25 protein-coding genes are annotated in these 25,586 nt (G+C 67.5%); 15 read left to right on the forward strand and 10 right to left on the reverse strand.

What is annotated here, in order from left to right; genetic code table 11:
• Positions 1-9 precede the first annotated feature (9 nt).
• Complete coding sequence (locus tag ACX1D1_RS09120) at positions 10-1,704, reverse strand: L-lactate permease (protein WP_459054346.1); 1,695 nt, start codon at positions 1,702-1,704, stop codon at positions 10-12.
• A gap of 106 nt (positions 1,705-1,810) precedes the next feature.
• Here ACX1D1_RS09120 and ACX1D1_RS09125 point away from each other — a divergent pair, with 106 nt between their 5' ends.
• Entirely contained in the window at positions 1,811-2,503 is a 693-nt protein-coding gene (locus ACX1D1_RS09125; RefSeq protein ID WP_459054347.1) for a FadR/GntR family transcriptional regulator, read from the forward strand.
• Position 2,504: 1 nt separating this feature from the next.
• Here ACX1D1_RS09125 and ACX1D1_RS09130 read toward each other — a convergent pair whose 3' ends face one another.
• Genes ACX1D1_RS09130 through ACX1D1_RS09140 form a run of 3 tightly spaced genes read right to left on the reverse strand, consistent with a single transcriptional unit; the run spans position 2,505 to position 6,527 of the window.
• Positions 2,505-2,996, reverse strand: coding sequence for a beta-class carbonic anhydrase (locus tag ACX1D1_RS09130; protein WP_182799738.1), 492 nt, complete (start codon positions 2,994-2,996; stop codon positions 2,505-2,507).
• 35 nt (positions 2,997-3,031) lie between these two features.
• On the reverse strand, positions 3,032-5,473 hold the full coding sequence (locus ACX1D1_RS09135) for a DNA gyrase/topoisomerase IV subunit A (protein WP_459054348.1): 2,442 nt from the start codon (positions 5,471-5,473) through the stop codon (positions 3,032-3,034).
• Positions 5,474-5,498: 25 nt separating this feature from the next.
• On the reverse strand, positions 5,499-6,527 hold the full coding sequence (locus ACX1D1_RS09140) for an App1 family protein phosphatidate phosphatase (protein WP_459054349.1): 1,029 nt from the start codon (positions 6,525-6,527) through the stop codon (positions 5,499-5,501).
• A gap of 36 nt (positions 6,528-6,563) precedes the next feature.
• Between ACX1D1_RS09140 and ACX1D1_RS09145 the strand changes: the two genes are divergently transcribed.
• Genes ACX1D1_RS09145 through ACX1D1_RS09160 form a run of 4 tightly spaced genes read left to right on the forward strand, consistent with a single transcriptional unit; the run spans position 6,564 to position 10,132 of the window.
• The gene (locus ACX1D1_RS09145) at positions 6,564-7,127 is read left to right on the forward strand and encodes a DUF5998 family protein (RefSeq protein WP_370586093.1); all 564 of its coding nucleotides are present in this window, start codon (positions 6,564-6,566) and stop codon (positions 7,125-7,127) included.
• Positions 7,127-8,248: an alkaline phosphatase family protein gene (locus ACX1D1_RS09150; RefSeq protein WP_459054350.1), complete on the forward strand. Its 1,122-nt coding sequence runs from the start codon at positions 7,127-7,129 to the stop codon at positions 8,246-8,248. The genes ACX1D1_RS09145 and ACX1D1_RS09150 overlap by 1 nt, the downstream gene beginning before the upstream one ends.
• Positions 8,245-9,489 carry a glycosyltransferase gene (locus tag ACX1D1_RS09155; protein WP_459054351.1) on the forward strand — a complete coding sequence of 415 codons (1,245 nt, stop codon included), beginning with the start codon at positions 8,245-8,247 and terminating at the stop codon, positions 9,487-9,489. Before ACX1D1_RS09150 ends, ACX1D1_RS09155 begins: the two co-directional genes overlap by 4 nt.
• Positions 9,482-10,132, forward strand: coding sequence for a thymidine kinase (locus ACX1D1_RS09160; protein ID WP_182782848.1), 651 nt, complete (start codon positions 9,482-9,484; stop codon positions 10,130-10,132). Before ACX1D1_RS09155 ends, ACX1D1_RS09160 begins: the two co-directional genes overlap by 8 nt.
• 18 nt (positions 10,133-10,150) lie before the next feature.
• Here the strand turns inward: ACX1D1_RS09160 and sepH are convergent, their stop codons facing one another.
• A complete protein-coding gene (sepH, locus tag ACX1D1_RS09165; RefSeq protein ID WP_370586094.1) occupies positions 10,151-11,062 on the reverse strand; it encodes a septation protein SepH in 912 nt (303 codons plus the stop codon).
• 148 nt (positions 11,063-11,210) lie between these two features.
• Here sepH and ACX1D1_RS09170 point away from each other — a divergent pair, with 148 nt between their 5' ends.
• Positions 11,211-11,507 carry a DUF4193 domain-containing protein gene (locus tag ACX1D1_RS09170; protein WP_182782846.1) on the forward strand — a complete coding sequence of 99 codons (297 nt, stop codon included), beginning with the start codon at positions 11,211-11,213 and terminating at the stop codon, positions 11,505-11,507.
• Positions 11,508-11,537: 30 nt separating this feature from the next.
• Here the strand turns inward: ACX1D1_RS09170 and ACX1D1_RS09175 are convergent, their stop codons facing one another.
• Positions 11,538-11,831 (reverse strand): DUF4235 domain-containing protein, encoded by a 294-nt coding sequence (locus tag ACX1D1_RS09175; protein WP_182782845.1) that lies wholly within the window; start codon positions 11,829-11,831, stop codon positions 11,538-11,540.
• 60 nt (positions 11,832-11,891) lie between these two features.
• On the opposite strand from ACX1D1_RS09175, the gene ACX1D1_RS09180 reads away from it, so the two are divergent.
• The 4 genes from ACX1D1_RS09180 to ACX1D1_RS09195 are packed head-to-tail and all read left to right on the forward strand — an operon-like array spanning position 11,892 to position 13,853.
• Entirely contained in the window at positions 11,892-12,341 is a 450-nt protein-coding gene (locus ACX1D1_RS09180; protein WP_459054352.1) for a DUF3093 domain-containing protein, read from the forward strand.
• A gap of 11 nt (positions 12,342-12,352) precedes the next feature.
• Entirely contained in the window at positions 12,353-12,781 is a 429-nt protein-coding gene (gene dut / locus ACX1D1_RS09185) for a dUTP diphosphatase (RefSeq protein WP_182783101.1), read from the forward strand.
• A gap of 9 nt (positions 12,782-12,790) precedes the next feature.
• On the forward strand, positions 12,791-13,483 hold the full coding sequence (locus tag ACX1D1_RS09190; RefSeq protein WP_370585734.1) for a DUF3710 domain-containing protein: 693 nt from the start codon (positions 12,791-12,793) through the stop codon (positions 13,481-13,483).
• Positions 13,484-13,487: 4 nt separating this feature from the next.
• Complete coding sequence (locus ACX1D1_RS09195; protein ID WP_459054353.1) at positions 13,488-13,853, forward strand: OB-fold nucleic acid binding domain-containing protein; 366 nt, start codon at positions 13,488-13,490, stop codon at positions 13,851-13,853.
• Here ACX1D1_RS09195 and ACX1D1_RS09200 read toward each other — a convergent pair.
• Positions 13,841-14,512 (reverse strand): potassium channel family protein, encoded by a 672-nt coding sequence (locus ACX1D1_RS09200; RefSeq protein WP_182782842.1) that lies wholly within the window; start codon positions 14,510-14,512, stop codon positions 13,841-13,843. The genes ACX1D1_RS09195 and ACX1D1_RS09200 overlap by 13 nt on opposite strands.
• A gap of 7 nt (positions 14,513-14,519) precedes the next feature.
• Complete coding sequence (locus tag ACX1D1_RS09205; RefSeq protein WP_459056572.1) at positions 14,520-15,167, reverse strand: potassium channel family protein; 648 nt, start codon at positions 15,165-15,167, stop codon at positions 14,520-14,522.
• Positions 15,168-15,280: 113 nt separating this feature from the next.
• Between ACX1D1_RS09205 and ACX1D1_RS09210 the strand changes: the two genes are divergently transcribed.
• The 5 genes from ACX1D1_RS09210 to dxs all read left to right on the forward strand — a co-directional run bounded on the left by ACX1D1_RS09210 (position 15,281) and on the right by dxs (position 23,794).
• On the forward strand, positions 15,281-17,272 hold the full coding sequence (locus ACX1D1_RS09210) for an APC family permease (protein WP_459054354.1): 1,992 nt from the start codon (positions 15,281-15,283) through the stop codon (positions 17,270-17,272).
• Complete coding sequence (locus ACX1D1_RS09215; protein WP_459054355.1) at positions 17,269-18,423, forward strand: class I SAM-dependent RNA methyltransferase; 1,155 nt, start codon at positions 17,269-17,271, stop codon at positions 18,421-18,423. The genes ACX1D1_RS09210 and ACX1D1_RS09215 overlap by 4 nt, the downstream gene beginning before the upstream one ends.
• Before the next feature lie 86 nt (positions 18,424-18,509).
• Positions 18,510-21,329, forward strand: coding sequence for an aconitate hydratase (locus ACX1D1_RS09220; protein WP_459054356.1), 2,820 nt, complete (start codon positions 18,510-18,512; stop codon positions 21,327-21,329).
• A 111-nt stretch (positions 21,330-21,440) separates the two neighbouring features.
• A complete protein-coding gene (locus ACX1D1_RS09225; protein WP_182799745.1) occupies positions 21,441-21,830 on the forward strand; it encodes a hypothetical protein in 390 nt (129 codons plus the stop codon).
• Positions 21,831-21,877: 47 nt separating this feature from the next.
• Positions 21,878-23,794, forward strand: coding sequence for a 1-deoxy-D-xylulose-5-phosphate synthase (gene dxs / locus ACX1D1_RS09230; protein WP_182782837.1), 1,917 nt, complete (start codon positions 21,878-21,880; stop codon positions 23,792-23,794).
• Here the strand turns inward: dxs and ACX1D1_RS09235 are convergent.
• Together ACX1D1_RS09235 and ACX1D1_RS09240 are read right to left on the reverse strand one after the other, a co-directional pair.
• Positions 23,791-24,996: an HRDC domain-containing protein gene (locus ACX1D1_RS09235; RefSeq protein ID WP_459054357.1), complete on the reverse strand. Its 1,206-nt coding sequence runs from the start codon at positions 24,994-24,996 to the stop codon at positions 23,791-23,793. The genes dxs and ACX1D1_RS09235 overlap by 4 nt on opposite strands.
• Entirely contained in the window at positions 24,993-25,574 is a 582-nt protein-coding gene (locus tag ACX1D1_RS09240) for a DUF3000 domain-containing protein (protein WP_459054358.1), read from the reverse strand. Before ACX1D1_RS09240 ends, ACX1D1_RS09235 begins: the two co-directional genes overlap by 4 nt.
• Positions 25,575-25,586 lie beyond the last annotated feature (12 nt).

Raw genomic sequence — 25,586 nt, forward strand, 5'->3', positions numbered from 1 at the left:
GCCTTTCGATCAGGGGAGCAGCCAGCTGAGCACTGGCGTGGACATCAGGCCTGAGATCAGGCACAGGAGGGCGAGGAGGATGATGCTCCACTTGATGATGCGCCGCAGGATGACGGATTCGGCTCCGGCGATGCCGATGGCAGTGGCGGCGACTGTGAGGGACTGCGGTGAGATCATCTTGCCCACCACGCCGCCGGCGGCGCTGGAACCGACCAGGAGTGCCCGCATGTCCTCGGTTCCGAGATGGCTGCCGGGGCCGATCTCGGCGCCGACACTGGATTGCAGGCCGGAGAAGAGGATGTTGGCCGAGGTGTCGGAGCCGGTGACGTAGACGCCGATCCAGCCGAGCACCGGAGCCACGAACGGGTAGACCATCCCGGCGCCGGCGAAGAACAGGCCCAGGGCGAGGGTCTGTCCGGAGTCGCCCATCACGTAGGCGAGTGCCACGACGGAGCCGATGGTCAGCATGGCGAACCTCAGCTTCTTCACATTGGCCCACAGCACCCGGAAGATGTGACCGAGCGACATGCCATAGATCAGGCCGGTGACAACGGCCACGAGGGCCAGCAGGATGCCGGGGGTGGAGGCCCAGGCGAGGGTGTAGGTCTGGTGAGTGGCTGGGTCCCCGGCCACGTTGAGCATCTCTGAGAGTCCCGGCCAGCTGATCTTGATGTCGGTGCTGACGAGGGCCGCCTTGACCGGCGGGAGGGCGGCGAGGCCGAAGACGATGATCACGAGGATGTAGGGCACCAGGGACATCACGATCCGGCGGCCGGTCAGTGCTGCGGCGCCTACATCGGAGGTCATCGTGTGCCGTTCGTGGCCTTCGACGGTGGTGTCGAGAGGGATTCCGATCCGCTCGGTGGCGGCTTCTCCGCCGGTGGGGTGCCACACCTTGAGGAAGACGATGGCCACACCCACGCTGGCGACGGCGGCGAACACCTCGGTGAGGTTCCAGAGGGGGCTGGCGGAGGCGATCCACTTGGTCACCCCGAAGCTGAGTCCCACCACGAGGCCGAACGGCCACACCTCCTTGAGGCCGCGCCTGCCGTCCATGACATGGAGCAGAAGGAACGGCACGACGAGGCACAGCATCGCCGTGATGCGACCGGTGATGGGAGAGATGGCGAGGACATCGTCGAAGCCGCCAGTCTTGGCGGCCATCAGAACGGGGAGGCCGACCGCACCGAAGGCCACAGGGACGGTGTTGGCGAGCAGCGCGATCATCGCCGAGCGCAGGGGGGAGAACCCGATGGCCACGAGCATGGCGGCGGTGATCGCCACTGGCGCCCCGAATCCGGCGAGGGCCTCGAGCAACCCGCCGAAGCTGAAGGCGATGAGCAGGGCCAGCACGCGGGGATCGTCGCTGATGAGGAAGAACGTGCGGCGAAGGTCCTCGAAGCGGCCCGAGGCCACCGTCACCTCGTACATCCAGATGGCGGTCAGCAGGATCCACACGATGGGGAAGATGCCGTAGACGAAGCCGTGCGCGCTGGTGGCCAGGGCGGTTGTGACCGGCATGCCGAACGCGGTGACCGCCACCACGAGGGCCAGGGCCCAGGAGAAGGGGCCGGCGTGGTGTGCCTTCCAGCGGAGGAGCCCGAGCGTGATCAACATGGCGACGACCGGAATCACCGCCACGAGGGCTGACAGCCACTGGGCACCAAGGGGATTGGTGACTGGTTGGAAGGTTTCCAAGAGCATTTGCTGAACTCCGTCGTTCATATGGTCAGACCAAAATATTCTGGTCTGACCATACGGTGGCGATGGCACCCATGTCAAGACTTTCCCTGTGCGCCACAATGGGTCAATGACCGCCGGCGGATTCGACACAGCCCTGGACTTCCTGACAAGTGAGATCCTGGCAGGGAGGGTCAGCAAGGACGCGAGGCTCCCGAACGAGCGGGAGCTGGCCACGCAGCTGGGGACCAGCCGCAGCGCGGTGAGGGAGGCGATCAAGGTCCTGCAGGCGCAGGGGGTGATCACCTCCCACACCGGTCCAGGGCGGGGAACCCGCGTGGCCGCGAGTCAAGGTCCGGCGCTGGGGCGGATGCTCAAGCTGCACGTCGCCTTGGACGCGATCTCCTTCGACGAACTCACCGAGACGCGCGTGGTGCTGGAGCGAGCTGCTGCGGAGGCGGCTGCGGTCCACGCGGACGACGCGTCGCTGGCGGACCTGGGCAGGCTGGCCGAGTCCATGGTCGCGGTCTCGGACACCGCGCGGTTCAACGAGCTCGACACGGCATTTCACGTCGCGATCGCCGGCCTGGGCGCCAACCGGCTGATCCGCGACATGACCATCGCGATCCGTGAAGCCGTTGCACGGCCCATCCTCGGGGCCGAGGAGCGGATCCCGAACTGGGAGGCGCTGCGGCTGCGGCTACTGGCGGAGCATGCGGGCATCCACCGCGCGCTCAGCGCCCGCGACGGCGCCAACGCGGCCAACCTCTGTGAGGCACACATCCGAGGAGCACACCGGGTGTTGCTGCCCGGCTCACGGTGACTCAGATCACCTGCGTGAGCAGACCCGTGTCCACGTCGTACATGAAGCCGCCGACCTCTGCCTGACCCTTGATCAGCGGATGGTTGTTCACCATGTCGACGTCGGCCCGCAGCCGTGCCTGCTGGTCGGGGCTGGCGCCGAACGAGATCCAGGAGGTGTCGATCCCGGTCTTGGCGGCGATCACCCTGCGAATGTCATCGTCCGTGCCCGAGGCCATCGCGCAGCGAGTGTGCGGCACGATCATGATCCGGTCCACATGCAGCAGCTGAACGCTCAGGACACAGCCGGTGAGGACCGAGGAGGAGACGCGGCCTCCGGGCGAGCGCAGGATCTTCGCATCGCCCAGCCGGAGTCCAAGCATGGCGAGCGGCTCGATCCGGGAATCCATGCAGGTCACCATGGCGACGCCGGCCTTGGCGATGCCGTCGAAACCGCCGTCGGTGAACCCGTCGGCATAGGCCAGGTTGCTGGTGAGCAGATCCTCGAAGCTCATGATGGGCCTCCCTTCCGTCCGTGATGCTACCGGTCCTACCCCCTCGCAGAGCCGCGTCCTGCGAGTGAAGCCACCGGCTGGGACAGTGGTGCGCCAGAGCCGTCGCGGCGACCGTGAGCGGTCGGCAGCTCTACGGGAGAGCCGCTCGCAGCGGCCGCGACCACCGGTGCTGCGCCGATGGCGGCGATGAGAAGAGTGTCTTCGCCCCTGAGGAAGCGGTGAGCACGCACGCCCGCGGTGGCCCTCCCCTTGGCCGGGAACTCGCTCATCGGGGAGACCTTCGCCATACCCGACTCGGTGCCGGGCAGCGAGGAGGACGATCCCGAGATGGTCACCGCCTCGTCCGCGGCCGGGTCTGTCGCACCGAACCAGATGACGCGGGCCTCCGGCGCCAGCTTGATGCCTGCCATCCCGGCGCCGGAGCGGCCCTGGGGGCGCACAGACGAGGCGGGGAAGTGGAGCAGTTGCGCGTCGGAGGTGATGAAGGCGAGGTGGGCCTGCTCGTCGGCCAGTTCGACGGCGCCGATCAGTTCATCGCCGTCCTTGAGCGCGATGACGTCCCAGGCGTCCCTGGTCAGGACCTCCGTCGTGACGCGCTTGACGACGCCACGGGCGGTGCCCACGGCCAGGCCAGCGGTTTCCCCTCCGAGCGTGGTCAGACCAAGTGGGCGCTCGCCGGCCGCCAACGGCCAGAGCTCGTGCGCTGGGCTACCGCCCTGGAGGCTCGGGGCCGACGCGGTCAGGGGCACGGTCGGCAGCTCGATCGAACGGCAGCGGATCAACCGACCTCTGTTGGTCACCACCGCGAACTCGCCGTGGGCCGTGGTCTTCACGCGGGAGACGATGACGTCGTGCGGGGCCCGCCCATCGGGGGAGAGGTCGTGTTGTGCGTCCGTTCGCGCCACCAGGCCGGATCCGCTGAGCAGCACCCAGCACGGGTCGTCTGCCACCTCCAGAGGGGCGGCCGCCGTCGGGGCGCCACCAGAGGAGGCGAGCAGCACGGTCCGGCGAGGGGTCCCGAACTGCTTGGCCACGTCTGCCAGCTCGCTGCTGACGACGCGACGCAGCACTGTGTCGTCGTCGACGATGTCGCGGAGTCCGGCGATGAGGTCGGACAGCTCGGCAGCCTCCTTCTCAAGCTCGATCGTGGAGAAACGCGTCAGCCTGCGCAACTGCATGTCCAGGATGTAGTTGGCCTGCGTCTCGGTCAGGTCGAAGGCCACCGTGAGCCTGCCGCGTGCCTCGGCCGCGTCGGCGGACGAGCGGATGATGGCGATGACGTCGTCGATATCGGCGATGGCGACCATCAGCCCCCGCACCAGATGGAGGCGGTCCTCGGCCTTCCTGAGCTGGAACTGGGTGCGCCGAAGCGTCACCTCCAGTCTGTGCGCCAGGAAGACCTCGAGCATCTCCTTCAGGCTCAGTGTGCGGGGCTGTCCCTCGACCAGCGCCACCGCGTTGATGGCGAAGGTGTCTTCCAGCTTGGTCACCTTGAACAGTTGCTCCAGCAGCGCCTCGGGGTTGATCCCGTTCTTCACCTCGATCACCAGGCGGGTGCCGTTGGCCAGATCTGTGAGGTCCTTGACGTCGGCGATGCCGGTCAATCTCTTGTCGTCGACTGCCTTCTTGATCTGCTCAATGATCTTCTCGGGGCCCACCATGTAGGGCAGCTCGGTGGCGATGATTCCCATCCGTCGGGCCGAGACCTTCTCGATGCGTGTGGTCGCCCGGTGTTTCAGCGTGCCGCGGCCGGTGGCGTAGGCATCACGGATCCCGTCGAGCCCCACGATCTTTCCACCGGTGGGGAAGTCCGGTCCGGGAATGTGGCGCATCAGGTCCTCGAGCCCGATGTCCGGGTTGCGGATCAGTTGCTGCAGCGCCGCCACCACCTCGATGAGGTTGTGGGGGGCGATGTTGGTGGCCATCCCGACGGCGATCCCGGTGGCGCCGTTGACGAGCAGGTTCGGGAAGGCCGCCGGCAGTACGACGGGCTCCGACTCCTTGCCGTCGTAGTTGGCCTTGAAGTCGACGGTGTCCTCGTCGAGTCCGCGGGTCATGGCCACGGCGGGGGTGGCCATCCGGCACTCGGTGTAGCGCATCGCGGCGGGGCCGGCGTCCAGCGAGCCGAAGTTGCCATGGCCGTCGATCAACGGCAGGCGCATGGACCACGGCTGGGCCACCCGCACCAACGCGTCGTAGATCGCCCCGTCTCCGTGCGGGTGCAGAAGGCCCATCACCTGACCCACCACGCGGGCGCACTTGACGTGCCCGCGATCCGGGCGGATGCCCATGTCGTCCATGGCGAAGAGAATCCGTCGCTGCACAGGCTTCAGCCCGTCCCGCGCATCTGGAAGAGCGCGGGAGTAGATGACCGAGTAGGCGTACTCCAGGAAGCTGGTCTCCATCTCCTCGGTGACGTTGACGTCGAGGATGTGCTCGTCCTCGAAGGTCTCGTCGTCGATCGTCGGCTTGGCCATGGGGCCGCCTCCTCGCCTGGGTCCGCTACAGCAATCCGCGCAGCCTATCGCCCAATCCGTCGCCGTCCGGGGCGCGCACCTCCGGCGCCATGTCCGGCTCCCAGCGCTCCTCGGTGGCGGGGACCTTCATCGGGAGGCCATGGGCCAGTGTGTGCTCGCCGGGCGTGAGCTGACGGATGGCGCGGGCCCGTACGTGCTCCGGCTGCAGCGCGGCGAACTCGGCGTAGAGGTCCGGATCGTGCTGCCCGTCGTCTCCCACCAGCAACCACCTGATCTGGGGAAGGTCGCGGGCCAGCTCCCGCAGGCATCGGCGCTTGTGATCCGGGCCGCTGCGGAACCAGCCAGTGTTGGTGGGCCCCCAGTCCGTGAGGAGCATCGCTCCTTGGGGGATCCCGTGGCGGGCGGTGAACCGTTGGATCATCGGGTAGGTGTTCCACGCGCCGGTGGAGACGAAGATGATGGGGGAGCCAGGATGGGCGGCGAGGAGCTGCTGGTAGAGCCTGGCCATGCCCGGAACTGCCTGACGAGCCTGTTCGGTGACGACGAACGAATTCCATGCGGCCACCATCGGACGAGGGAGCCAGGTGGACAAGATGGTGTCGTCGATGTCGCTCACGATCCCGAAATCGACGTCGTCGGCGATCACCTGCAGGCTGGCCAGGGCCGAGGATCCGCCCGCGCCCTCGAGCGTGACCGAGTGCCAACCCGGTGGCAGCCCGGGGTTGCGGACCCGCACGTCGATGTACCCGCCCCGGTCGGCATGGACCGGGATCCGGACATCGCCGATCACCACGGTGATCCTGGCCCCGACTTTCGCTGAGCCCAGGAAGTTGCGCCAACCCCGGCGATAGATCAGCGCAGAGGCAGCCTGGACGATCCCGAGGTCAGCCGACGGGCGCAGCACCACTCGACCGAGGATGCGCAACTGCTCCGAGGTGCCGTAGCCGGTGAAGGCGAGGATCGACTCCTCCCACCCTCGCTTGTTGAGGGCGCGATTGACCAGAGAGTTGATCCGATCCTCGATCCGGGCGGCGATGAAGGGGCGGGAAGCCATGACCCCAAACCTAGTGCAACGTGCCAGAATGGGCGGGTGCCTGAGTCCGTCGAGATCGTCAATGCCCTGCCGCCGCAGCTCCTGGCCGAGATCGCAGAGTGTGGGTTCTACCCCAGTCTGGTGGCAGAGACGGTGGCGCTGGGGCTGGGCCAGCGGGAGCTGCTCGATTTCCTCGTCCAGCACGAGGCCACCTTTGCCGGGCACGAGCTCCACCGCCACATGACTGTGCTGGTGCGCACCGCGCGGCAGCTGCTGATCTGCCACATCGACGAGGGTGAGGGCGCTCAGACCGAGGCGGTGGCCACTGCCGAGGTGGTGGCGTTGCGGGCGGTCGATTCCGTCGTGGTGACGCGCGCACTGCAGGATCCGGAGAACCGCTCCGGGCTCAGCGAGGCGTGGCTGACGATCGTGTGGGGAGCTGCGAGGCGCGTGGACCTCGGCCCCGCGGCCTGCGAGGATCCAGCCTGTGAGGCGGACCACGGGTACACGGGCGTGATCCAGCCCGACGACATCACGGTCCGGATGAGCCCCCAGGCCGACGGAGACAACGCGCGTCGGCTCGTCGCCTTCGGCGTTCGTCTGCAGGCGGTGGTCGGCTGATGCGCTCAGACTTCGTGGAGCCCCGCTACGAGGATCTGGCGCTGGCCAACCTGCTGCCCAGCGTTATGGCCACGTTGGACGCGACAACGCCGATCATCGCGCTTCCGCGGGCGCGCAGGTACGTGCTGCTGCTGGTTGACGGACTTGGCTGGCATCAGCTGCTGGAGTTCGGCGATCACGCTGAGACGATGTCGCGCCTCGCGCGTGACGCGCCGAGGCTCACCTGCTCGGTGCCCTCCACGACGGCCACGTCGCTGACCTCGCTGGGTTGCGGGGTGCCCACTGGCGAGCACGGCATCGTGGGGTACACCTTCTTCGAACCCAGCGTCTCGCGCGTCATCAACGCGCTCACCTGGGAAGGTGGGCCGGAGGATCTGGGTACCTTCGCCCAGACCCCCACGCTCTTCCAACGCCTCGCTTCGTCGGGTCGTGGCTCCGCGGCAGTGACCCTCGGACGCTTTGCGGGAAGCGCTCTGACCCGCCTCGCGTTCGGCGGCAGCAGGCTCTTCCCTGTCGCCGTGGAGGGAGCCGCCGAGGAGTTCTCCGGACTCGTGCTCGAGGCCCTCGAGACTGCCGAGGTGGTCTACGGCTACGAGCGGATGCTGGATCACGACGGCCACGGCCACGGCGTGGGCTCCTGGCAATGGCTGGAACGCCTGGCGATGGTCGACGATCTGGTGACGCACCTGGTCGAGGCGCTCCCAGCAGATGTCTGCCTGCTCATCACGGGTGACCACGGCATGGTCAACGTGCCGTCGGGGTCCCGTGTGGTGGCGGAGGACGAGCCGAGGCTCGCGGGCTATTCGTTCCTCGGCGGCGAGCCGCGGTTCCGGCACATCCATGGCGAGGACCCGCGCGCACTCGCCTGGGCCTGGGAGAGCGTACTGGGCGAGCGGGCACATGTGCTGCGGCGGGAGGAGGCCATCGAAGCGGGGTGGTTCGGACCGCAGGTGACGGGGTTGAGCGCGGCCAGGATCGGTGACGTCGTGGCTGCGATGACGTCGGACTACGCGGTCATGAGCAGGCAGAGTCCGGGGGAATTCAGCCTCGTCGGCATGCACGGGTCGCTCACCGCCGCCGAGATGGAGGTCCCGCTTCTCATGCACGGCGGTGGCCGGTGAGGTTGCGCATAGCCATCCTCATCGACGACTTCTATCCCTCATCCGGGGGAATCGGACGTTCAGTCGAGACCCAGTTGGAGGAGCTGACGGCACTGGGTCACGAGGTCACCCTGATCGCGCCGGACCGGCACCTGCAGAAGCCGCGGATCGGGCGCGTCATCGAGTGCCCCACCCTGTACGTGGAGGGACTGCCCGCGCATCTCAGCATCCTCCACTGGTCGAAGAGACGCGCGCGCCTCATCAGCGAGGTGGCGACCTTCGATGTGGTGCACACCCAGACCGAGCGGGGGGCCCTCGGACTCGGCGCCCGGATCGCACAGCTTCAAGGCATCCCGCATCTGCACACCTTCCACGCCAACATCGCAGGCACCCACCAGACCGTCTACGGGGCAACCTTCGGCACCCTCGGATACCAGGCACTGATTCTGCCCGGCCTCCGCATTGCGCGCGGCGGTGGTCCTGCCCCGTCGACGAGGCTGCCAGCCTCCACCAGTGAGAGGGGTGGCCTGGCCGCCCGCACCGACTGGAGATCATTCGCCACGATCGCGCAGCTGGCCGACGCCTACACGGTGCCGTCGCCATTCATGCGCGACCTGATCGATGAGGCCGCGGGAAGGCGCCTGCCTGGCTACGTGGTGCCGACGGGATACAACCGCCGGATGAAGCGGGCGATCGACGAGGCCCCCCGCGAACGTGGCGACGACGCGGTCCGGTTCCTCTCGGTGGGCAGGCTGGCGAAGGAGAAGCGGCTCGATGTGATGATCAAGGCGTTCCGGCGTGCCGCGCTTCCCCGCGCCGAGCTCGTGATCGTCGGTGACGGCGACCAGCGCGACAGACTGAAGGCGCTCGCGAGGGGATGCGACTCGATCGACTTCCGGTGGCACCTGTCATCCACATCCGCCCTGGCCTACGAGTTCCGCAACGCGGACGCCCTGGTGCTCAGCTCCTACCGCTTCGATTCGCAGGCGCTGGTCATCGCAGAGGCCGTCTCCGCGTCACTGCCGGTGATGTACTGCGACGATCGGCTGACGGTGGGGGTTTCGCCGCGGACCGCGCTCCTCACCGGTCCCGACGTGACCTCCATGGCCCAGGGATTCCGTACCTTGGCGGACGGCCCCTTGAGGGCATCCATGGCGTCTGCCTCGGCTGAGCTGATGCCCGATCTGGCTCCGGCGAGGATGGCCGAGCGGTACGTCGAGGCCTACACGGACCTCATCGAGCGAAAGGCGACGCGTGGCTGAGCTCGTGTTCCACACCGGACCCATGGACAGCGGCAAGTCCACGTTGGCGTTGCAGTTGGACTACACGCGGTCGTCCCACGGTCGCCAAGGCCGGGTTTTCACCTCGCAGGACCGCGCGGGGGAGGGAGTGATCGCCTCCAGGCTGGGCCTCAGCGCTCCGGCCCTGGAGGTGCACGACGGCTTCGATTTCTGGCGCTACGTCATCTCTGAGCTGACCACCGGCAAGCGCGTGGACTACCTCGTCTGCGACGAGGCGCAGTTCTACAGTCCCGAGCACATCGATCAGCTGGCGCGGATCGTCGACGAACTCCAGCTCGACGTCTACGCCTTCGGGATCCTGTCAGACTTCAGGACCAGGCTGTTCCCAGGCGCTCAGCGCCTCATCGAACTAGCCGACAGGGTGGAGACGCTGCCCCTGGGGCCCCTGTGCTGGTGCGGGTCTCGGGGCACCCACAACGCGCGCACGGTGGGCGGGCTGATGGTGACGGAGGGATCCCAGGTGGTGGTCGGCGACACCGGCGACGGGGCCGAAGTGCGCTACGAGGTGCTGTGCCGGGCACACCATCGTCGTCGGATGACCTCCACCCGAGCCAAGGCGACCCTGACGGCGGAACCACTGCCCTTCGATCCCGACGACTTCTAGTGTCCTGACAATGGACTTCTACGAGGGTGTGGGCCCGCCGAACATGATCTCGTCCCAGGTGGGGATCTTGGCTCTCCGCCGGCGTGGCCGGGGCTTCTGGGGCTCTTCTCCGGCGTCCACCAGCGGCTCCTGAGCAGGCTCCGCGTCCTCGGCGACGGGCGGGGACGCCTCGGATGCGTCGTCGGAATCTGGCAGGGCTGCGTCCTCGAGCTCCTCCTCCGCGGACTCGCTGAGCCGTGCCTCGCGGGGCGCCTCATCATCCAGGATGCCGGTGTAGATGCGCACCGAATCTTCGCTGATGCCGCTGAGCATGTCGTAGAGGCGATCGAGCTGGGACGTGTCCTCGTTCCCGTCGTGCATCAGTTCTGAGGCCGGCACGTCGTCCCCAGGCGCCCCCGACTCGGAGACGGAGATGGCCCGGACCAGCGCCATCTCGTCAGTGAAATCGACGGTGTTCTCTTCGCCAGTCAGTGCGTCCGCGGACTCCTCGCCGATCATCCAGCGTGCATCCGAATTGTGGGCCACGCAGATGCGGGCCTTGGTGTCGAAGATGAACTCGGCCGAGCGGGACTCCACATCCAGTGCGAGCCGGCCCAACAGTCGCCACTTGAGATCCGGCTGCCTCCAGGCGTCCCACTCGATGGCATCGGCGTCGATGCCCCTGGACCTCAACCGCTGCCCGATCAGATCCCCCAACCGCCTGTGCGTCCCTGCCTCGCCACGCCGTCGGACGGTGGCCGTCTGCGCAGACTGGGCCACATGCTCGCGCTCCGCCAGCACAGGGCCCGCGAAGGCCTCGATGCGCTCGATCTCCATGCCCGTATCCTCGGCGACCTCAGCCACTGAGGCGCCCGAGCGAATCCGCAGCTGGATTTCGCGGGGGGTCAGAGCATTCACTATTGTTCCTCGTCCGGTCAGGTTATTTCCCACAACTTACCAGCGCCCCACCCGCCCGGGCGTCATCTGCTTGCGTGGCCGCGCACAATGGTGTCGAGGCGAGGGCCGGGCCGGGATACCACGAGGGCTCCCGATGTGATACACATAGCCCCGTTCGCGGCACAGGAAGGAATTCTGACGGATGGCAACCGATTACGACGCACCCCGCAAGACCGATGAGGAAATGAGCGAGGACTCCATCGAGGAGCTCAAGACCCGTCGCAACGACAAGAACTCGGGCAAGGTTGACGAGGACGAGGTCGAGGCTGCCGAATCGTTCGAGCTTCCAGGTGCGGATCTCTCCCACGAAGAGCTCACAGTTCGCGTTCTCCCGCGCCAGGCCAACGAGTTCACGTGTGCGTCATGCTTTCTCGTGAAGTCCCAGAGCCAGCTCGCGGAGGTCCGCGGAGGGCAGAGCTACTGCGTCGACTGCGTCTGAGCGGCTCCACCTGTCCTCAGGGGGTGGGCGTCACAGGTCCAGTTTGTTGCGCAGCTTGCTTGGGCCCTGGTGGGCGAATGTGGTCACCCAGCGCCGTTGAATGAAGCGGTTGATGACGATCTGGGACATGCCCACTCCAAGTCCGCTGGCCGCCGCCCAGATGAACGCCCTCGCCATCGGGGTCTCGGGATCGTTGATGTCCGGGACCGGCTCGCCCGTGGACGCCTCCCACACCTTGGTGACCAGCTTCTGGGCGACCAGGGTAGTGAGCGCGCCGAGGACTCCGGCGTAGAGCTTCCACATGAGCTTCTCAGTCAGGGCCATGGGGTTCCTTTCGATCGGACCAACACTGCCACCTTAAGTGCTTCGAGGTACTGTGGAAAGGTGACCTACCGCGAACGTCTGCACGTGCCTTGGTGGTGGGCGGTGATCGCCCTTCTCTTCTGGCTCAGCCTCGCCGTGGCGGTTGTGGCCTATGTCCCGCTGCAGCCGGCCGTAGCCTTCTCCGTCCTGGCCGCCGTCGGCCTCCTGCTCGCGCTGGTGGCGTACAGCCGTACGCTCGTCGCCGTCGACCACGACGCTCTCATTGCCGGACGGCACCGGCTGACGCGCGAGTACATCGCCGGCGTGGTGCCGTTGAGTGGCTCGTCGGCCCGCACTGCCTACGGTCCCGAGGCTGATCATCGCGCCTTCCTGTTCACCCGCCCGTTCATCACCGATCTGGTACGCGTGGACCTGGCGGATCCGGCGGATCCGCATCCGTACTGGCTGGTGAGCACTCGTCACCCCGAGGAGTTGGCGGCAGCCCTCGAAGCAGTCAGGGGGAATCCGTGATCGTCGAAGCGATGGTGAGCCCCGGGCAGTTGCCGACCTACGCGCATCCAGGCGACGCCGGGGCTGATCTGAGGGCCGCAGAAGACGTGGTGCTCCGTCCCGGGGAGCGGTCACTGGTCGGCACGGGAGTTCGTGTCGCGCTGCCGTCCGGGTATGTCGGCCTCGTCACACCAAGGTCGGGTCTGGCCGCCCGGCACGGCCTCAGCATCGTCAATGCACCAGGAGTCGTCGACTCCGGGTATCGCGGCGAGATCAAGGTCTGCCTCATCAACCTGGACCCCGAGAAGCCCATCAGCCTCAGCGCGGGGGACCGCATCGCCCAACTTGTGGTGATCCCGTTCGTCGGCGCCTCGTTCACCGCCGTCGACACCCTCGATGACACCCCCAGAGGCACGGGTGGCTATGGTTCTACGGGCGGATTCTCCACCTCCACCGAGTAAGGGACAGCAGTGATTTTCGGACGCAAGAAGCGCAGCGAAGACCTCGACGACGACATCGAGCAGATGACCGACGTCGAAGCGGAGCAGGAGGACGACGAACTCCCGCTAGGAGACTCCGAGCGCTGGGACGCCGAGTTCACCCGTGCGGAAGGCCCTTTCGACATCTCGGAGGTGGACCTGGAAGCCGACGCGGACGAGGTCAGGCGCCTGGACATGGGACCCCTGATTCTTACGCCCTTCCAGGACATGACGCTGCAGCTGCAGGTCAACCGCGAGACCAATCAGGTGCAGTCGTTGCTCGTCGGGGATGGTCGATCCGCGCTGGAGGTGGCAGTGTTCGCCGGACCGGCCAAGTCGTCGATGACCGGCGAGATCCGCGACGAGGTGATCGAGTCCACCCGTCAGCAGGGGGGCCGCTGTCAGGCTGTGAAGGGACCGTTCGGCACCGAGCTGCGGCGCGCGCTTCCGGTCAAGGACCAGAACGGGAATCCCGCGATGCATCTGTCGCGGACATGGCTGGTGCCTGGACCCGGCTGGGTCCTGAGGGGGGTCCTCCTCGGCAAGGCCACCTTCGAACCCGACGACGAGGAGATCGCGCTCCATCTGTTCGAGTTCTTCAGCAACCTGGTGGTGCGTCGCGGCAACACCCCGGCCGCGCCGGGCAGTCTGCTGCCGATGCGGGTGCCTGAGGCGAAGGGCTGATCCCGTGGGCAAGCATTCGGTGGCTGATCGACTGCGGCGCTACTTTCTCTCCCACGAGGAATTGGAGGCCCGTGAGCTGCTGGAGCAGGCCGAGGACAGCGGAGCCCAACCGCTGACCTCGTGCCAGATGCGCTCACGCGTCGTTCTCCAGGGAACCATCACCGCCGTCACGTCGGATGCGCAACACGGATGGCTCGAGGCCGAAGTCAGCGACGGCTCAGGCACAGTGAAGCTCGTCTGGATGGGACGCAGCAGGCTGGAGTGTCTGCTCCCGGGCAAACACATCCGGGTCGACGGCCGCCTGGCCCAGGCAGATGGGGTTTGCGTGATGTACAACCCCGACTTCGAGATCGTGCCTCAGTCGTCGTAGACGTCGGTGGCGAACATCGCCGCCAGATCCGCCTCGGACTCCTGCGTGACCAGGAACAGCAGCTCGTCGCCGCCCTCGAAGGCGCGATCGCGCTCGGGGGTCAGGGGAGCGCCGTCCCGGATGACGGCCACCAGGACTGTGTCGCCCGGTAGCTCAACGTCTCTGAGTCTGCGGCCGGCCAGATGCGACGACTGCGGGAGCGTCACTTCGGACAAATGGGTGGTCGACTTGTTGAAGGTCAACAGCCGAACCAGATCCCCCGTGGAGACAGCCTCCTCCACCAACGCCGACATCAGGCGCGGGGTCGACACGGAGACGTCCACCCCCCACTGCGCGTCGAACAGCCATTCGTTGCCGGGATGGTTGACCCGCCCCACCGTGCGTGGCACCCCGAATTCGGTCTTGGCCAGGAGCGAGTGGACGAGATTCACCTTGTCGTCTCCTGTGGCGGCGATGGCCACGTCGCAGTTCTCAAGCTCGGCCTCCTCCAAGGACTGCAACTCGCAGGCATCGGCCTGGAACCAGTCCGCCCCCGGCACCGAGTCCGGCTTGATGGCCGCCGGATCGCGCTCGATGAGGAGGACCTGATGCCCGTTGGCGATGAGTTCCCGGGCGATGGACCGGCCCACGTTTCCGGCCCCGGTGATGGCGACGCGCATGACTCTCCTAGTGCTTGGCCGGGGGATAGGCGAAGAGCGTCTCCAGCTCATCGGTGCGGTCCGTGTGACACGCGATGTAGATCAGATCGCCGTCCTGGAAGATGGTGTCGCGGTCCGGCACCAGCCCGCGACCCACGCGCTGCACGAAGGGGATCGGAGACCCGGCCGCTGACTGCAACTCGCTGATCCGTCGTCCCACCCATCCACTGTGGACGTGGATCTGGAGCAGGCGGGCGGTCCCTGTGGGGTCCCGCCAGACGGGCTCGCTTCCCTCGGGCAGGAGCCGACGCAGCACCTGCGTGACGGTCCACTTCACCGTGGCCACCGTCGGAATGCCCAGACGCTCGTAGACGGCTGCCCGACCCTGGTCGTAGATGCGCGCCACAACGTTGTCGATGTGGTAGTTCTCCCGAACCACGCGGGCGGCGAGGATGTTTGAGTTGTCGCCGGAGGACACCGCCGCGAATGCGTCGGCCTTGCGGATCCCCGCGGCTTCGAGGACCTCGCGGTCGAACCCGACGCCCTTGATGGTCAGGCCCTTGAAGTCCTGACCCAGGCGGCGGAACGCATCCACGCTGACGTCGATGATGGCGACGCTGTGGCCACGCTTCTCGAGGCCGGTGGCAAGCATTGAGCCCACCCGGCCGCAGCCCATGATGACGATGTGCACCCTATGACTCCTTCGGCGGCTTCTCGCAACAGAACCTACACCCCAGGGGAGGAGGGCTGCGCAATGACTTTGGAGGACAAGAGGTCTACCGTAACCCCGTGAACGTGATGTCGGCGCTCAAGCGCATGGTGGTGGGGCGGCGTCTCACCAACGCCCAGATGGGGGAGACGCTCCTGCCCAAGAGGCTGGCCCTCCCCGTTTTCGCCTCCGATGCGCTCAGCTCTGTGGCCTATGCCCCGGATGAGATCCTGATCACGCTGTCCCTGGCGGGGATGGCCGGGTTCATGTTCTCCTGGCAGATCGGCGTGGCTGTGGCGGTCGTCGTGGCCATTGTGGTGATGTCCTACCGGCAGACGGTTCACGCCTACCCCAATGGAGGCGGTGACTACGAGGTCGCCACCGTGAATCTGGGCAGGTACGCGGGCCTGACTGTCGCGGCCTCGCTGCTGGTCGACTACGTGCTGACGGTCGCGGTGTCCGTGTCCGCCGGTGTCATCAACGCCAAGGCCATGGCTCCGTTCCTTGACGGCTACGAGGCGTGGACCGCTGTCGGAGTCATCTTCTTCCTGACCTTGATGAACCTCCGGGGGGTGCGAGAGTCCGGCGCCATGTTCGCCATCCCGAGCTACGTCTTCATGGGCTCCATGTTGCTCATGATCGGGATCGGGCTGTTCCGGATCCTGGTATCAGGGGAGGAGCTGGTGAGTGAGACCGGAGACCTCATCGTCGTAGCCCCCGAGGGTAGCGCGGAGTTCGCCGGGTGGGCCATGGTCGCCATCCTGGCGCGCTCGTTCTCGTCAGGTGCCGCGGCGCTGACCGGCGTGGAGGCCATCGCCAACGGTGTCCCGGCCTTCCGCAAGCCCAAGAGCACGAACGCCGCCAGTGTGCTCACCATGCTGGGGGTGTTGGCCATCACGATGCTCCTCGGCATCATCGTGCTCGCCAACCTCACGAGGGTGCACCTGATCGACGAACTGTCGGGCACCCACTACGTCAACGCCGCCGGCGAGACCATCCACAGCGCGGCGCACACCGTGACCGGCCAGTTGGCCCGTGTCGTGTTCATGGACTGGTTCGAGCCCGGGTTCTACATCGTGATCACCGCGACCATGCTGATTCTCTTCCTGGCCGCCAACACCGCTTTCAACGGCTTTCCGTCGCTGGCGTCGATCCTCGCCCGGGACGGCTTCCTCCCGCGCCAGCTGCACACCCGCGGGGACCGGCTGGCCTATTCCAACGGCATCGTCATGCTCGCTGTCGCGGCCGCAGTGCTCGTCCTCGCCTTCGACGCGTCGGTCACCGCGCTGATCCAGCTGTACGTGGTAGGTGTCTTCCTGTCCTTCACCGTCGGTCAGACGGGCCTGATCATCCACTGGACCCGCGCCCTCCGTGGGGAGCAGGACGTGAGCGCACGCAAGCGGATGGTCCGGGCTCGCATCATCAACACGGTCGGCGCCGCCGCCACTGGGATCGTCCTCATCATCGTGCTGATCTCCAAGTTCACGCACGGGGCGTACCTGGCGGTCGTCGCGATGGCCGTCCTGTTCGCACTCATGCTGACGATCTCCAACCACTACCGGGCTGTCGAGCAGGAGGTCGCGCTCAGGCCGGACTCGGATCGCGCCCTGCCGAGCCGGGTGCGTGGAGTGGTCCTGGTGCAGAGGGTCAACCTCCCGACCCTGCGTGCCATCGCCTTCGCCCGTGCTGCCCGCTCCACGACGCTGACGGCCGTCACCGTCGCCGTGGACGACGACGAGGTGGAACGGATCCTCGACGAGTGGGAGGCGGAGGACTTCGGCACCCCACTCAAGGTGATCGCCTCGCCGTACCGCGAGATCACCGGGCCGTTCATCAAGTACGTGAACGAGTTGCGCAGCGAGAACCCGCGCGACGTGGTCATCGTCTACATCCCCGAGTTCGTCGTGGGCCACTGGTGGGAGCAGTTGCTTCACAACCAGACGGCGCTGCTGATCCGTACCCGCCTGCACTTCATGCCTGGTGTCATGGTCACGAGCGTGCCGTATCAGTTGAAGTCGTCCGGCAAGGCGAAGGCGGCCGCCAACAAGGCCTCCGAGCCACGCAGGCGATGAGCGTTGAGGTGCGGCTCGAGCGGGTCGCGCACGGCGGGTACGTCGTCGGCCGCGCCGAGGGCAAGGTGTTGTTCGTCACCGGGGGGCTTCCGGGGGAGCGGGTAGTCGCGGAGATCACTGAGACGGGAAGACGGTTTGACCGGGCGCGAGTGACCCGGGTGCTTGAGGCCTCCGACGGCCGGGTTGAGCCGCCGTGCCCCATCGCCGAGCGATGCGGGGGGTGCGACTGGCAACACGCTGACCAACCCACCCAGTTGAAGCTGAAGACCGCCGTCGTGGCCGAACAGCTTCAGCGGCTGGCTGGAGTCGACTGGAACGGAACGGTCGAGGCGGTCCCCGGGGGGCTCACCGGCTGGCGCACGCGGGTGCGCTACGCCGTCGACGAGGCAGGCCGGGTGGGTTTCCGGGCACGGCGTTCGCATGAGATCGTCGCGCTGCCCGAGGGCGGCTGCCTGATAGCGGCGCCCGGGCCGACGGTGGCCGAACTCACGCTCCAGGCCCGCCCCGGAGGAGAGCTCGAGGTCACGGTAGGCGAGGATCGCACCGTCGTGACCGCCGTTGCCGGGGGGAGACGTGAGGCCACTGTGCGGCAACGCGTGCGGGGCCGAACCTACGAGGTGGCCCCCGGCGGATTCTGGCAGGTCCATCCACACAGCGCGGACACTCTCACTGGCGCGGTGCTGGAGGGTCTACGGCCGGAACCAGGAGATCGCGTGCTCGATCTCTACTGCGGGGTCGGGCTGTTCGCCGGCGCCCTCGTGGACGCCGGATGCATGGTGCTGGGGGCTGAGCTGTCACGCGAGGCGGTGCGTCTGGCCCGCCGCAACGTGCCGGAGGCCGACTTCGTCGCCGGCGCCCTTGAGCGGGGGCACCGCGACCTGCCCGAGTGGGCCGACCTCGTGGTGCTCGACCCGCCTCGAAAGGGGGCCGGCGCTGATGTGGTCCGCGCGATCGTCGATCGGGGACCACGAGCGGTGGCCTACGTCGCGTGCGACCCTGCCGCGCTCGCCAGGGACCTCGCCACTTTTGCCCAGCTCGGCTACGGATCGGTTGATATCAGGGCCTTCGACCTGTTCCCCATGACCCACCATGTGGAGTGCGTGGCGATCCTGCGCCCCCGGCCTGACGCCCCTGACCAACCCCTAGACTGACGGGGACCGGCGATGGCGCCGCGCATGCGTGAACCATGGTATCTTGATATCAAGACAGTTTGGCGAGTGCCAAGTTAAGGAGAAGGATGAGCGTCAACAGTTTCGGGGCCAAGGCGAGCCTCGACGTCAACGGCACCTCGTACGAGATCTTCCGGGTCGATGCGGTCCCGGGCTCGGAGAAGTTGCCCTTCAGCCTCAAGGTCCTCCTGGAGAATCTGTTGCGCACCGAGGACGGCGCCAACATCACCCGCGACGACATCGCGTTCCTGGGCGCCTGGGACCCGGCCGCTCAGCCCGATCATGAGATCCAGTTCACGCCCGCCCGCGTCATCATGCAGGACTTCACCGGCGTGCCATGCGTGGTGGACCTGGCCACCATGCGCGAGGCGGTCGCGGGGCTCGGTGGGGACCCGTCGAAGGTCAACCCCCTCTCGCCCGCAGAAATGGTCATCGACCACTCCGTCATCGCGGAGGTGTTCGGCATCGCCGGCGCCTTCGAGGCGAACGTGGACATCGAGTATCAGCGCAACCGCGAGCGCTACCAGTTCCTCCGGTGGGGCCAGAAGGCGTTCGACGACTTCAAGGTCGTGCCGCCTGGCACCGGCATTGTGCATCAGGTCAACATCGAGCACCTCGCGCGTGTGGTCTTCCCTCGCGTCGTGAACGGCGTCCTGCAGGCATACCCCGACACCTGCGTGGGCACGGACTCGCACACCACCATGGTCAACGGCCTGGGCGTCGTCGGGTGGGGCGTCGGCGGAATCGAGGCTGAGGCGGCCATGCTCGGGCAGAGCGTCTCGATGCTCCTCCCGCGGGTCGTGGGCTTCAAGCTCACCGGCAAGCTGAACGAGGGCACCACCGCGACAGACCTCGTCCTCACCATCACCGAAATGCTGCGTGAGCACAAGGTGGTGGGCAAGTTCGTCGAGTTCTACGGCGACGGCGTGGCGGCGGTGCCGCTGGCCAACCGCGCCACGATCGGCAACATGAGCCCCGAGTACGGCTCCACCATCGCCATCTTCCCGATCGACGAGCAGACGATCGCATACCTGAGGCTCACCGGACGCGACGAGCAGCAGATCGCCCTCGTGGAGTCCTACGCGAAGGCGCAGGGGCTGTGGCACGACCCGAGCGTCGAGCCGCAGTACTCCGAGTACATCGAGCTGGACCTCGCCACCGTTGTCCCCTCCATCGCAGGTCCGAAGCGTCCGCAGGACCGGATCCGCCTCGACGAGTCGAAGGCGGCCTTCCGCGAAGCGGTCGCAGGGTTCGTTGGAGCCCCGCATGGCGCGGACGCCTACTCCGGCTACGACCGGGCCGTCGCGGCGACGATGGAGGCTTCCGACCCCACCGGAGTGAATCCGAGCAGCGTGGACGATTCGCCGGCCCCGTCGGACCCGGCACACCACACGATGCGCCCCCGCGTGCATGCCGCGGCACCGGTGACCCTGGCCGACGGGACCTCCTTCGAGCTGGATCACGGCGCCGTGACGATCGCCTCGATCACCTCCTGCACCAACACCTCCAACCCGAGCGTCATGATCGGCGCGGGCCTGGTGGCGAAGAAGGCGGTCGAACGCGGTCTCACCCGCAAGCCCTGGGTCAAGACGTCGCTGGCCCCCGGCTCGCAGGTGGTCACCGACTACTACGACCGCTCCGGGCTCACCAGCTACCTCGACGCCATCGGATTCAATCTGGTCGGCTACGGGTGCGTTACCTGCATCGGCAACTCCGGTCCGCTGATCCCGGAGGTCACCGACGCCGTCAATGCCCACGACCTGGCGGTCTCGGCGGTCCTCTCCGGAAACCGCAACTTCGAGGGCCGGATCAATCCCGACGTCAAGATGAACTACCTCGCCTCGCCGATGCTTGTCATCGTCTACGCGCTGGCAGGAACCATGGACATCGACCTGTTCAACGATCCGATCGGGCAGGATCCGGAGGGCAACGACGTCTTCATGCGCGACATCTGGCCCACCGAGGCCGAGATCGACGAAGTCATCAACGACTCGATCAGCGCGGAGATGTTCGTCACCCGCTACGCCGACGTGTTCGCCGGCGATGAGCGCTGGCGGTCGCTCCCCACCCCGGACGGCGAGACCTTCGAGTGGGATGCGGACTCCACCTATGTGCGGAAGGCGCCCTACTTCGACGACATGCCCGCAGAACCCACACCGGTCGAGGACGTGTCCGACGCCAGGGTGCTGCTCAAGCTGGGGGACTCTGTCACCACGGACCACATTTCGCCCGCGGGGAGCATCAAGGCGGACTCGCCGGCCGGCCGGTACCTGACCGAGCATGGGGTTGAGCGGAAAGACTTCAACTCCTATGGATCGCGCCGCGGCAATCACGAGGTCATGATTCGAGGCACGTTCGCCAACATCCGGCTGCGCAATCAGATTGCGCCGGACACCGAGGGCGGCTTCACGCGCGACTTCACGGTCGACGGGGGCCCGGTGACCACCGTCTACGACGCGTCGGTCAACTACGCCGCAGCGGGCATTCCGTTGGTGGTGCTGGCGGGCAAGGAGTATGGGTCCGGCTCGTCGCGTGACTGGGCGGCCAAGGGCACCGCACTGCTGGGCGTCCGGGTGGTGATTGCCGAGAGCTACGAGCGGATCCACCGCTCCAACCTGATCGGCATGGGCGTCCTCCCGCTCCAGTATCCGGAGGGCCAGACCGCCCAGACGCTGGGGTTGACGGGTGAGGAGTCCTTCTCCGTCTCGGGAGTCACGCAGCTCAACGAGGGCTTCACGCCGAAGACCATGACGGTGAAGGCGGTCCGCCCGGACGGCACCGAGGTCGTCTTCGAGGCGGTCGTGCGCATCGACACGCCGGGGGAGCGCGGCTACTACGTCAACGGCGGCATCATGCAGTACGTGCTCCGAAATCTCGCCAGGAGCTGAGCCTGTCGTCGCGCAAACGAGGCGGTCCCCTTCGGGGGTCGCCTCGTTTGCGTCTCCCTGGTCTGGTCGAGGTCTTTACTTCTGTCGGGGGCATGAGATTCAATAGAACACATGTTCGATGATGACGAAATGATCCGGGTCTATGTGCCGCCTGGGTGGCCGGGCACGGTGCGGCCGCCCGGTTCGCAGGGGTGGCTCGCCTCGGCCGAGGGCTATCTTCTGGATTGCTGCCCCGCGGAGTATCGGGGATACCAGCTGCTACGTCGGCATCCGGTGGTACTGGCACGCCTGGCGGGGGAGTTCGTCGCCTCGCAGCTGCTGGCCACCAGGACGGGCCTCACGGGCCTGCGTTCTTCCCTGGCCGGCGTTGTGGACTCGTCCACCGCGGATCAGGCCGCAGCCCTCCTGCAGCAGGAGGAGGCACGGCTCACCCGGGTGGCCAGGGGAGTAGATCTGGTGGAACAGGCGCTCCGGGACGCGCGGTTCGTGCCCAGGCTGTAGCGGTTCGTAGCGGGGGTGCTCTGGTGTTAGGGCCTACTATTGTGCGCATGTCCTTGGTCGAATCGATCCAGAGCCCACGCGATCTTCGTGCGCTCTCCCGGCGGCAGCTCGTTCAGCTCGCCTCCGAGATCCGGTCCTTCCTCATCACGAAGGTGAGCCGGACGGGTGGCCACCTGGGGCCCAACCTCGGCGTCGTTGAGTTGACCATCGCCATCCATCGGGTGTTCGACTCGCCGTCGGACCCCGTCATCTTCGACACGGGCCACCAGAGCTACGTGCACAAGATCCTCACGGGCCGGGCGGCCGGGTTCGACACCTTGCGTCAGCGCGGCGGGCTGTCGGGCTACCCGGAGCCGGCCGAGTCCGAGCACGACTGGGTGGCCAATTCGCACGCGTCCACGGCCCTGTCGTGGGCCGAAGGTCTGGCGAAGGGATTCCGGCTCCGCGGCGAGCAGCGCACGGTGGTTGCCGTGGTGGGCGACGGCGCCCTCACCGGCGGCATGGCCTGGGAGGCGCTCAACAACATCGCGGCCACCCCCGGTCTCCGCCTCGTGGTGGTGGTCAACGACAACGGCCGTTCCTACACCCCAACGGTGGGCGGCCTCGCGAACCACCTCGCAGGGCTCCGCACGGACCAGCGCTACGAGAAGACGCTCAGCCTGATCAAGCGCACTGTGAACCGGATGCCGCTGGTGGGGCGTCCCGTCTATGACCTCATGCACGGCGTGAAGACCGGTATCAAGGACGTTGTCGCCCCGCAGTCGATGTTCTCGGACCTCGGGATCAAGTACATGGGCCCGCTCGACGGCCACGACATCACCTCCCTCACCAATCACCTTGAGCAGGCCCGCCACTTCGGGGGACCGGTTCTTGTCCACTGCGTCACCCGGAAGGGTCGCGGCTTTCAGGCTGCGGAGGAGCATGAGGAAGACAGGTTCCACGCCGTCGGCCGAATCAACGAGATCACCGGCGAGCCGCTGTCGGCCTCAGTGCAGGCCACCTGGACCGACGCCTTCGCCGAGGCGATGGTGCAGGTGGGTCAGCGTCGCCCCGACGTGGTGGCCGTCACAGCTGCGATGCTGTACCCCACGGGGCTCGGCCGGTTCGCCGCGGCCTTCCCGGACCGCACCTTCGACGTCGGCATCGCCGAGCAGCACGCCATCGTGTCAGCGGCCGGCATGGCGCGCTCCGGCCTGCACCCGGTGGTGGCGTTGTATGCCACGTTCCTCAACCGTGCCTTCGATCAGGTGCTCATGGACGCCTCGCTGCACGGTGTGGGCCTCACCATCGCCCTGGACAGGGCGGGTGTCACGGGGACGGACGGCCCGAGCCACAACGGGATGTGGGACATGAGCCTGATGGGCCTCGTGCCAGGGCTGCAGCTGGCGGCTCCGCGGGACCAGGCGCGGCTGGTGGCCGCCATTGACCGGGCCGTCGAGGTCGATGACGCCATCACGGTGGTGCGCTACTCCAAGGAGCGCCTCCCCGACGAGATCGCGGCTGTGGCCCATGTGGGCGAGGGACTGGCCCGCGTTGACATCCTCCGTCGAGCCGAGGGAGCCAGGGTGCTCATCGTCGGTTACGGCCAGTTCGCCGGGATGGGCCTGGGCGTGGCAGAGCGGCTGGGGGACCAGGGAGTGCCCGCCTCGGTTGCCGATCCGCTGTGGGCCCTGCCTGTCAGCCAGGATCTCGTCAGCCTCGCCGCCGGGCACGATCTCGTCGTGACCTTGGAGGACAACCTGGTGGAGGGTGGCGTCGGCCAGAAGCTCCGCTCAAGGCTCGCCGATACCGGCGCCGCCACGCGGGTCCTCACCTTCGGTATCCCGCAGCGCTTCCTTGCCCACGGATCACGCGACGAGGTGCTCGAGGAGATCGGACTGACGGCTGCCAAGACCTCCCTGCAGGTGTTGGGTGTGGTCCTGAGCGGATCAGAGCTGGAGGAGACTGCGGGGCGTCCGGCCTAGCTGTCGAGGGCCTCGGCTATCAGGGGCTCCAGGAAGTCCGCCTGCCAGGGCCTGGCACCCAGACCGATCAGCGCTTCCCGCGTCACGACGCTGTGCTCGAACAGCGCTCCGTGCAGTGCCGCAGGGGGAGCCACCAGACTCGGCTGTAGCCCGCCAAGGTCGCACGCCAACTCGTCGACGGCCGGACGCACCTTGGCCCACCGCTCGGCGGCCTCCGGGTTGATCCGGTCCCAGGTGCGGGGGTGGGGCACGCCGGTGTGCGGTCCGCGCCGGGGTGGGTAAAGGGCTTCCGGCATGGCCCTGACCTCATCCAGCGCCCCCATCCAGTTGGTGAGGAAGCGCTGCCCGGGCTGGGTGCTGAAGCCGGGGAGGGCCTGGGCCTGGGCGCGGGTGGGGACCGCCTCCCTGGCTCGGACGGCCAGTTCCAGGATTGCGGAGTCGTGCAGGATCCAGCCGGGAGGCCGGTCGCGTCGCTGCGCGATGGCGTCGCGCTCCAGCCACAAAGCTCGTGCCACGGCGTATTGCCGGGGCGTGCGAAGGGTGGTGATGCCGGTGAGGCGTCGCCATGGGTCCACCCTCGGTTCCGGCACCGCGGTGAACCGCGTGAGGGCGTCGTCGAATTCCTGGTGCGCCCAGGTGTCGCGGCCGGTGGCGCGGAGTTCATCGCCGAGGATGACGGCGAGTTCAAGCAGGTAGTCCACATCCAACGCTGCGTACGTCAGCCAGGAGTCGGGCAGCGGGCGCTTGGACCAGTTGTCCGCGGAGTGGGCCTTCCGGAGCCGCACCCCGAGTTCCGCGAGGAGGAGCGCGCCCAGGCTGGCACCCGGCTTCGCGAGGAGCCGTGCCGCCAGCTCGGTGTCGAAGAGCTGCGGGGGAATGATGCCGATCTCACGCATGCAGGGCAGGTCCTGGCTTGCGGCATGGATCAGCCAGGTGGCCTCGCCGCAGGCCTCAACCAGGCTGCTGAGGTCCGCCGGCCCGTCGTTCTCGAACGCGATGGGGTCGATCAGCCACGTGCCCGCTCCTTCCCGACGGATCTGGAGCAGATAGGCCTTCGACCAGTAGCGGTGCCCGTGGGCGCGCTCTGTGTCGAACGCGACTGGACCCGTGCCGGCGCTCAGCGCGGCCAGGCACGCAGCGAGGGAGGGCGCGTCCGCGACCACGGGCCGGAGCGGTTCGCGGCTCTGCTCGACGTAGGTCACGAGCGCCGGCCCAGGGGCAGTGTGGCCACGCCGGGGGGAAGGGGCGGCTGGCCCGCCACCTGGCCCACGAGGTCCTCCCATGCGGCAAGGTGGCTCGTCAGCGGGTGCCGGTCGTTCAGCGTGGGGGTCCAGGAACAGCGGAGCTCGACCTCGGCGCGGTCTTCGTCGGCCATCTCCCCGAAGCCCCTCCCGTAGGAAGCCGTGACCGTCCCGGCCAGCGCCTGCGCGAGGCAGCCGCGGCTCTCAACCGCCTCGGTGAACCACGACCATGCAACCTCGGGCAGCAGTGGATCGGTCACCATCTCCATCTCGACGTCGGCGCGGACGTAGGTGACGAGGCGGAAGGTTCCACCCCAGGACTCGTTCCCGGAGGGATCGTGCAGGAGGATGAGTCTCCCCGAGGCTAGGGGCTCGTCTGTGCCGGCGAGTTCGGCCTCGATGGCCACCGAGAAGGGCGCGATCCGCTGAGGGGACCCGATCTCGTCCGTGTTGAACCCGCGCCTCCAGGTCATGGACTCGAGCTCTCGCAGCGCCCGCGCGAACGGCTCCGGGGGGATGGGGGTCACGTTCGCTGGCACGGGTGATAGCCT

This window comes from Tessaracoccus luoxuelianae, assembly GCF_054483915.1.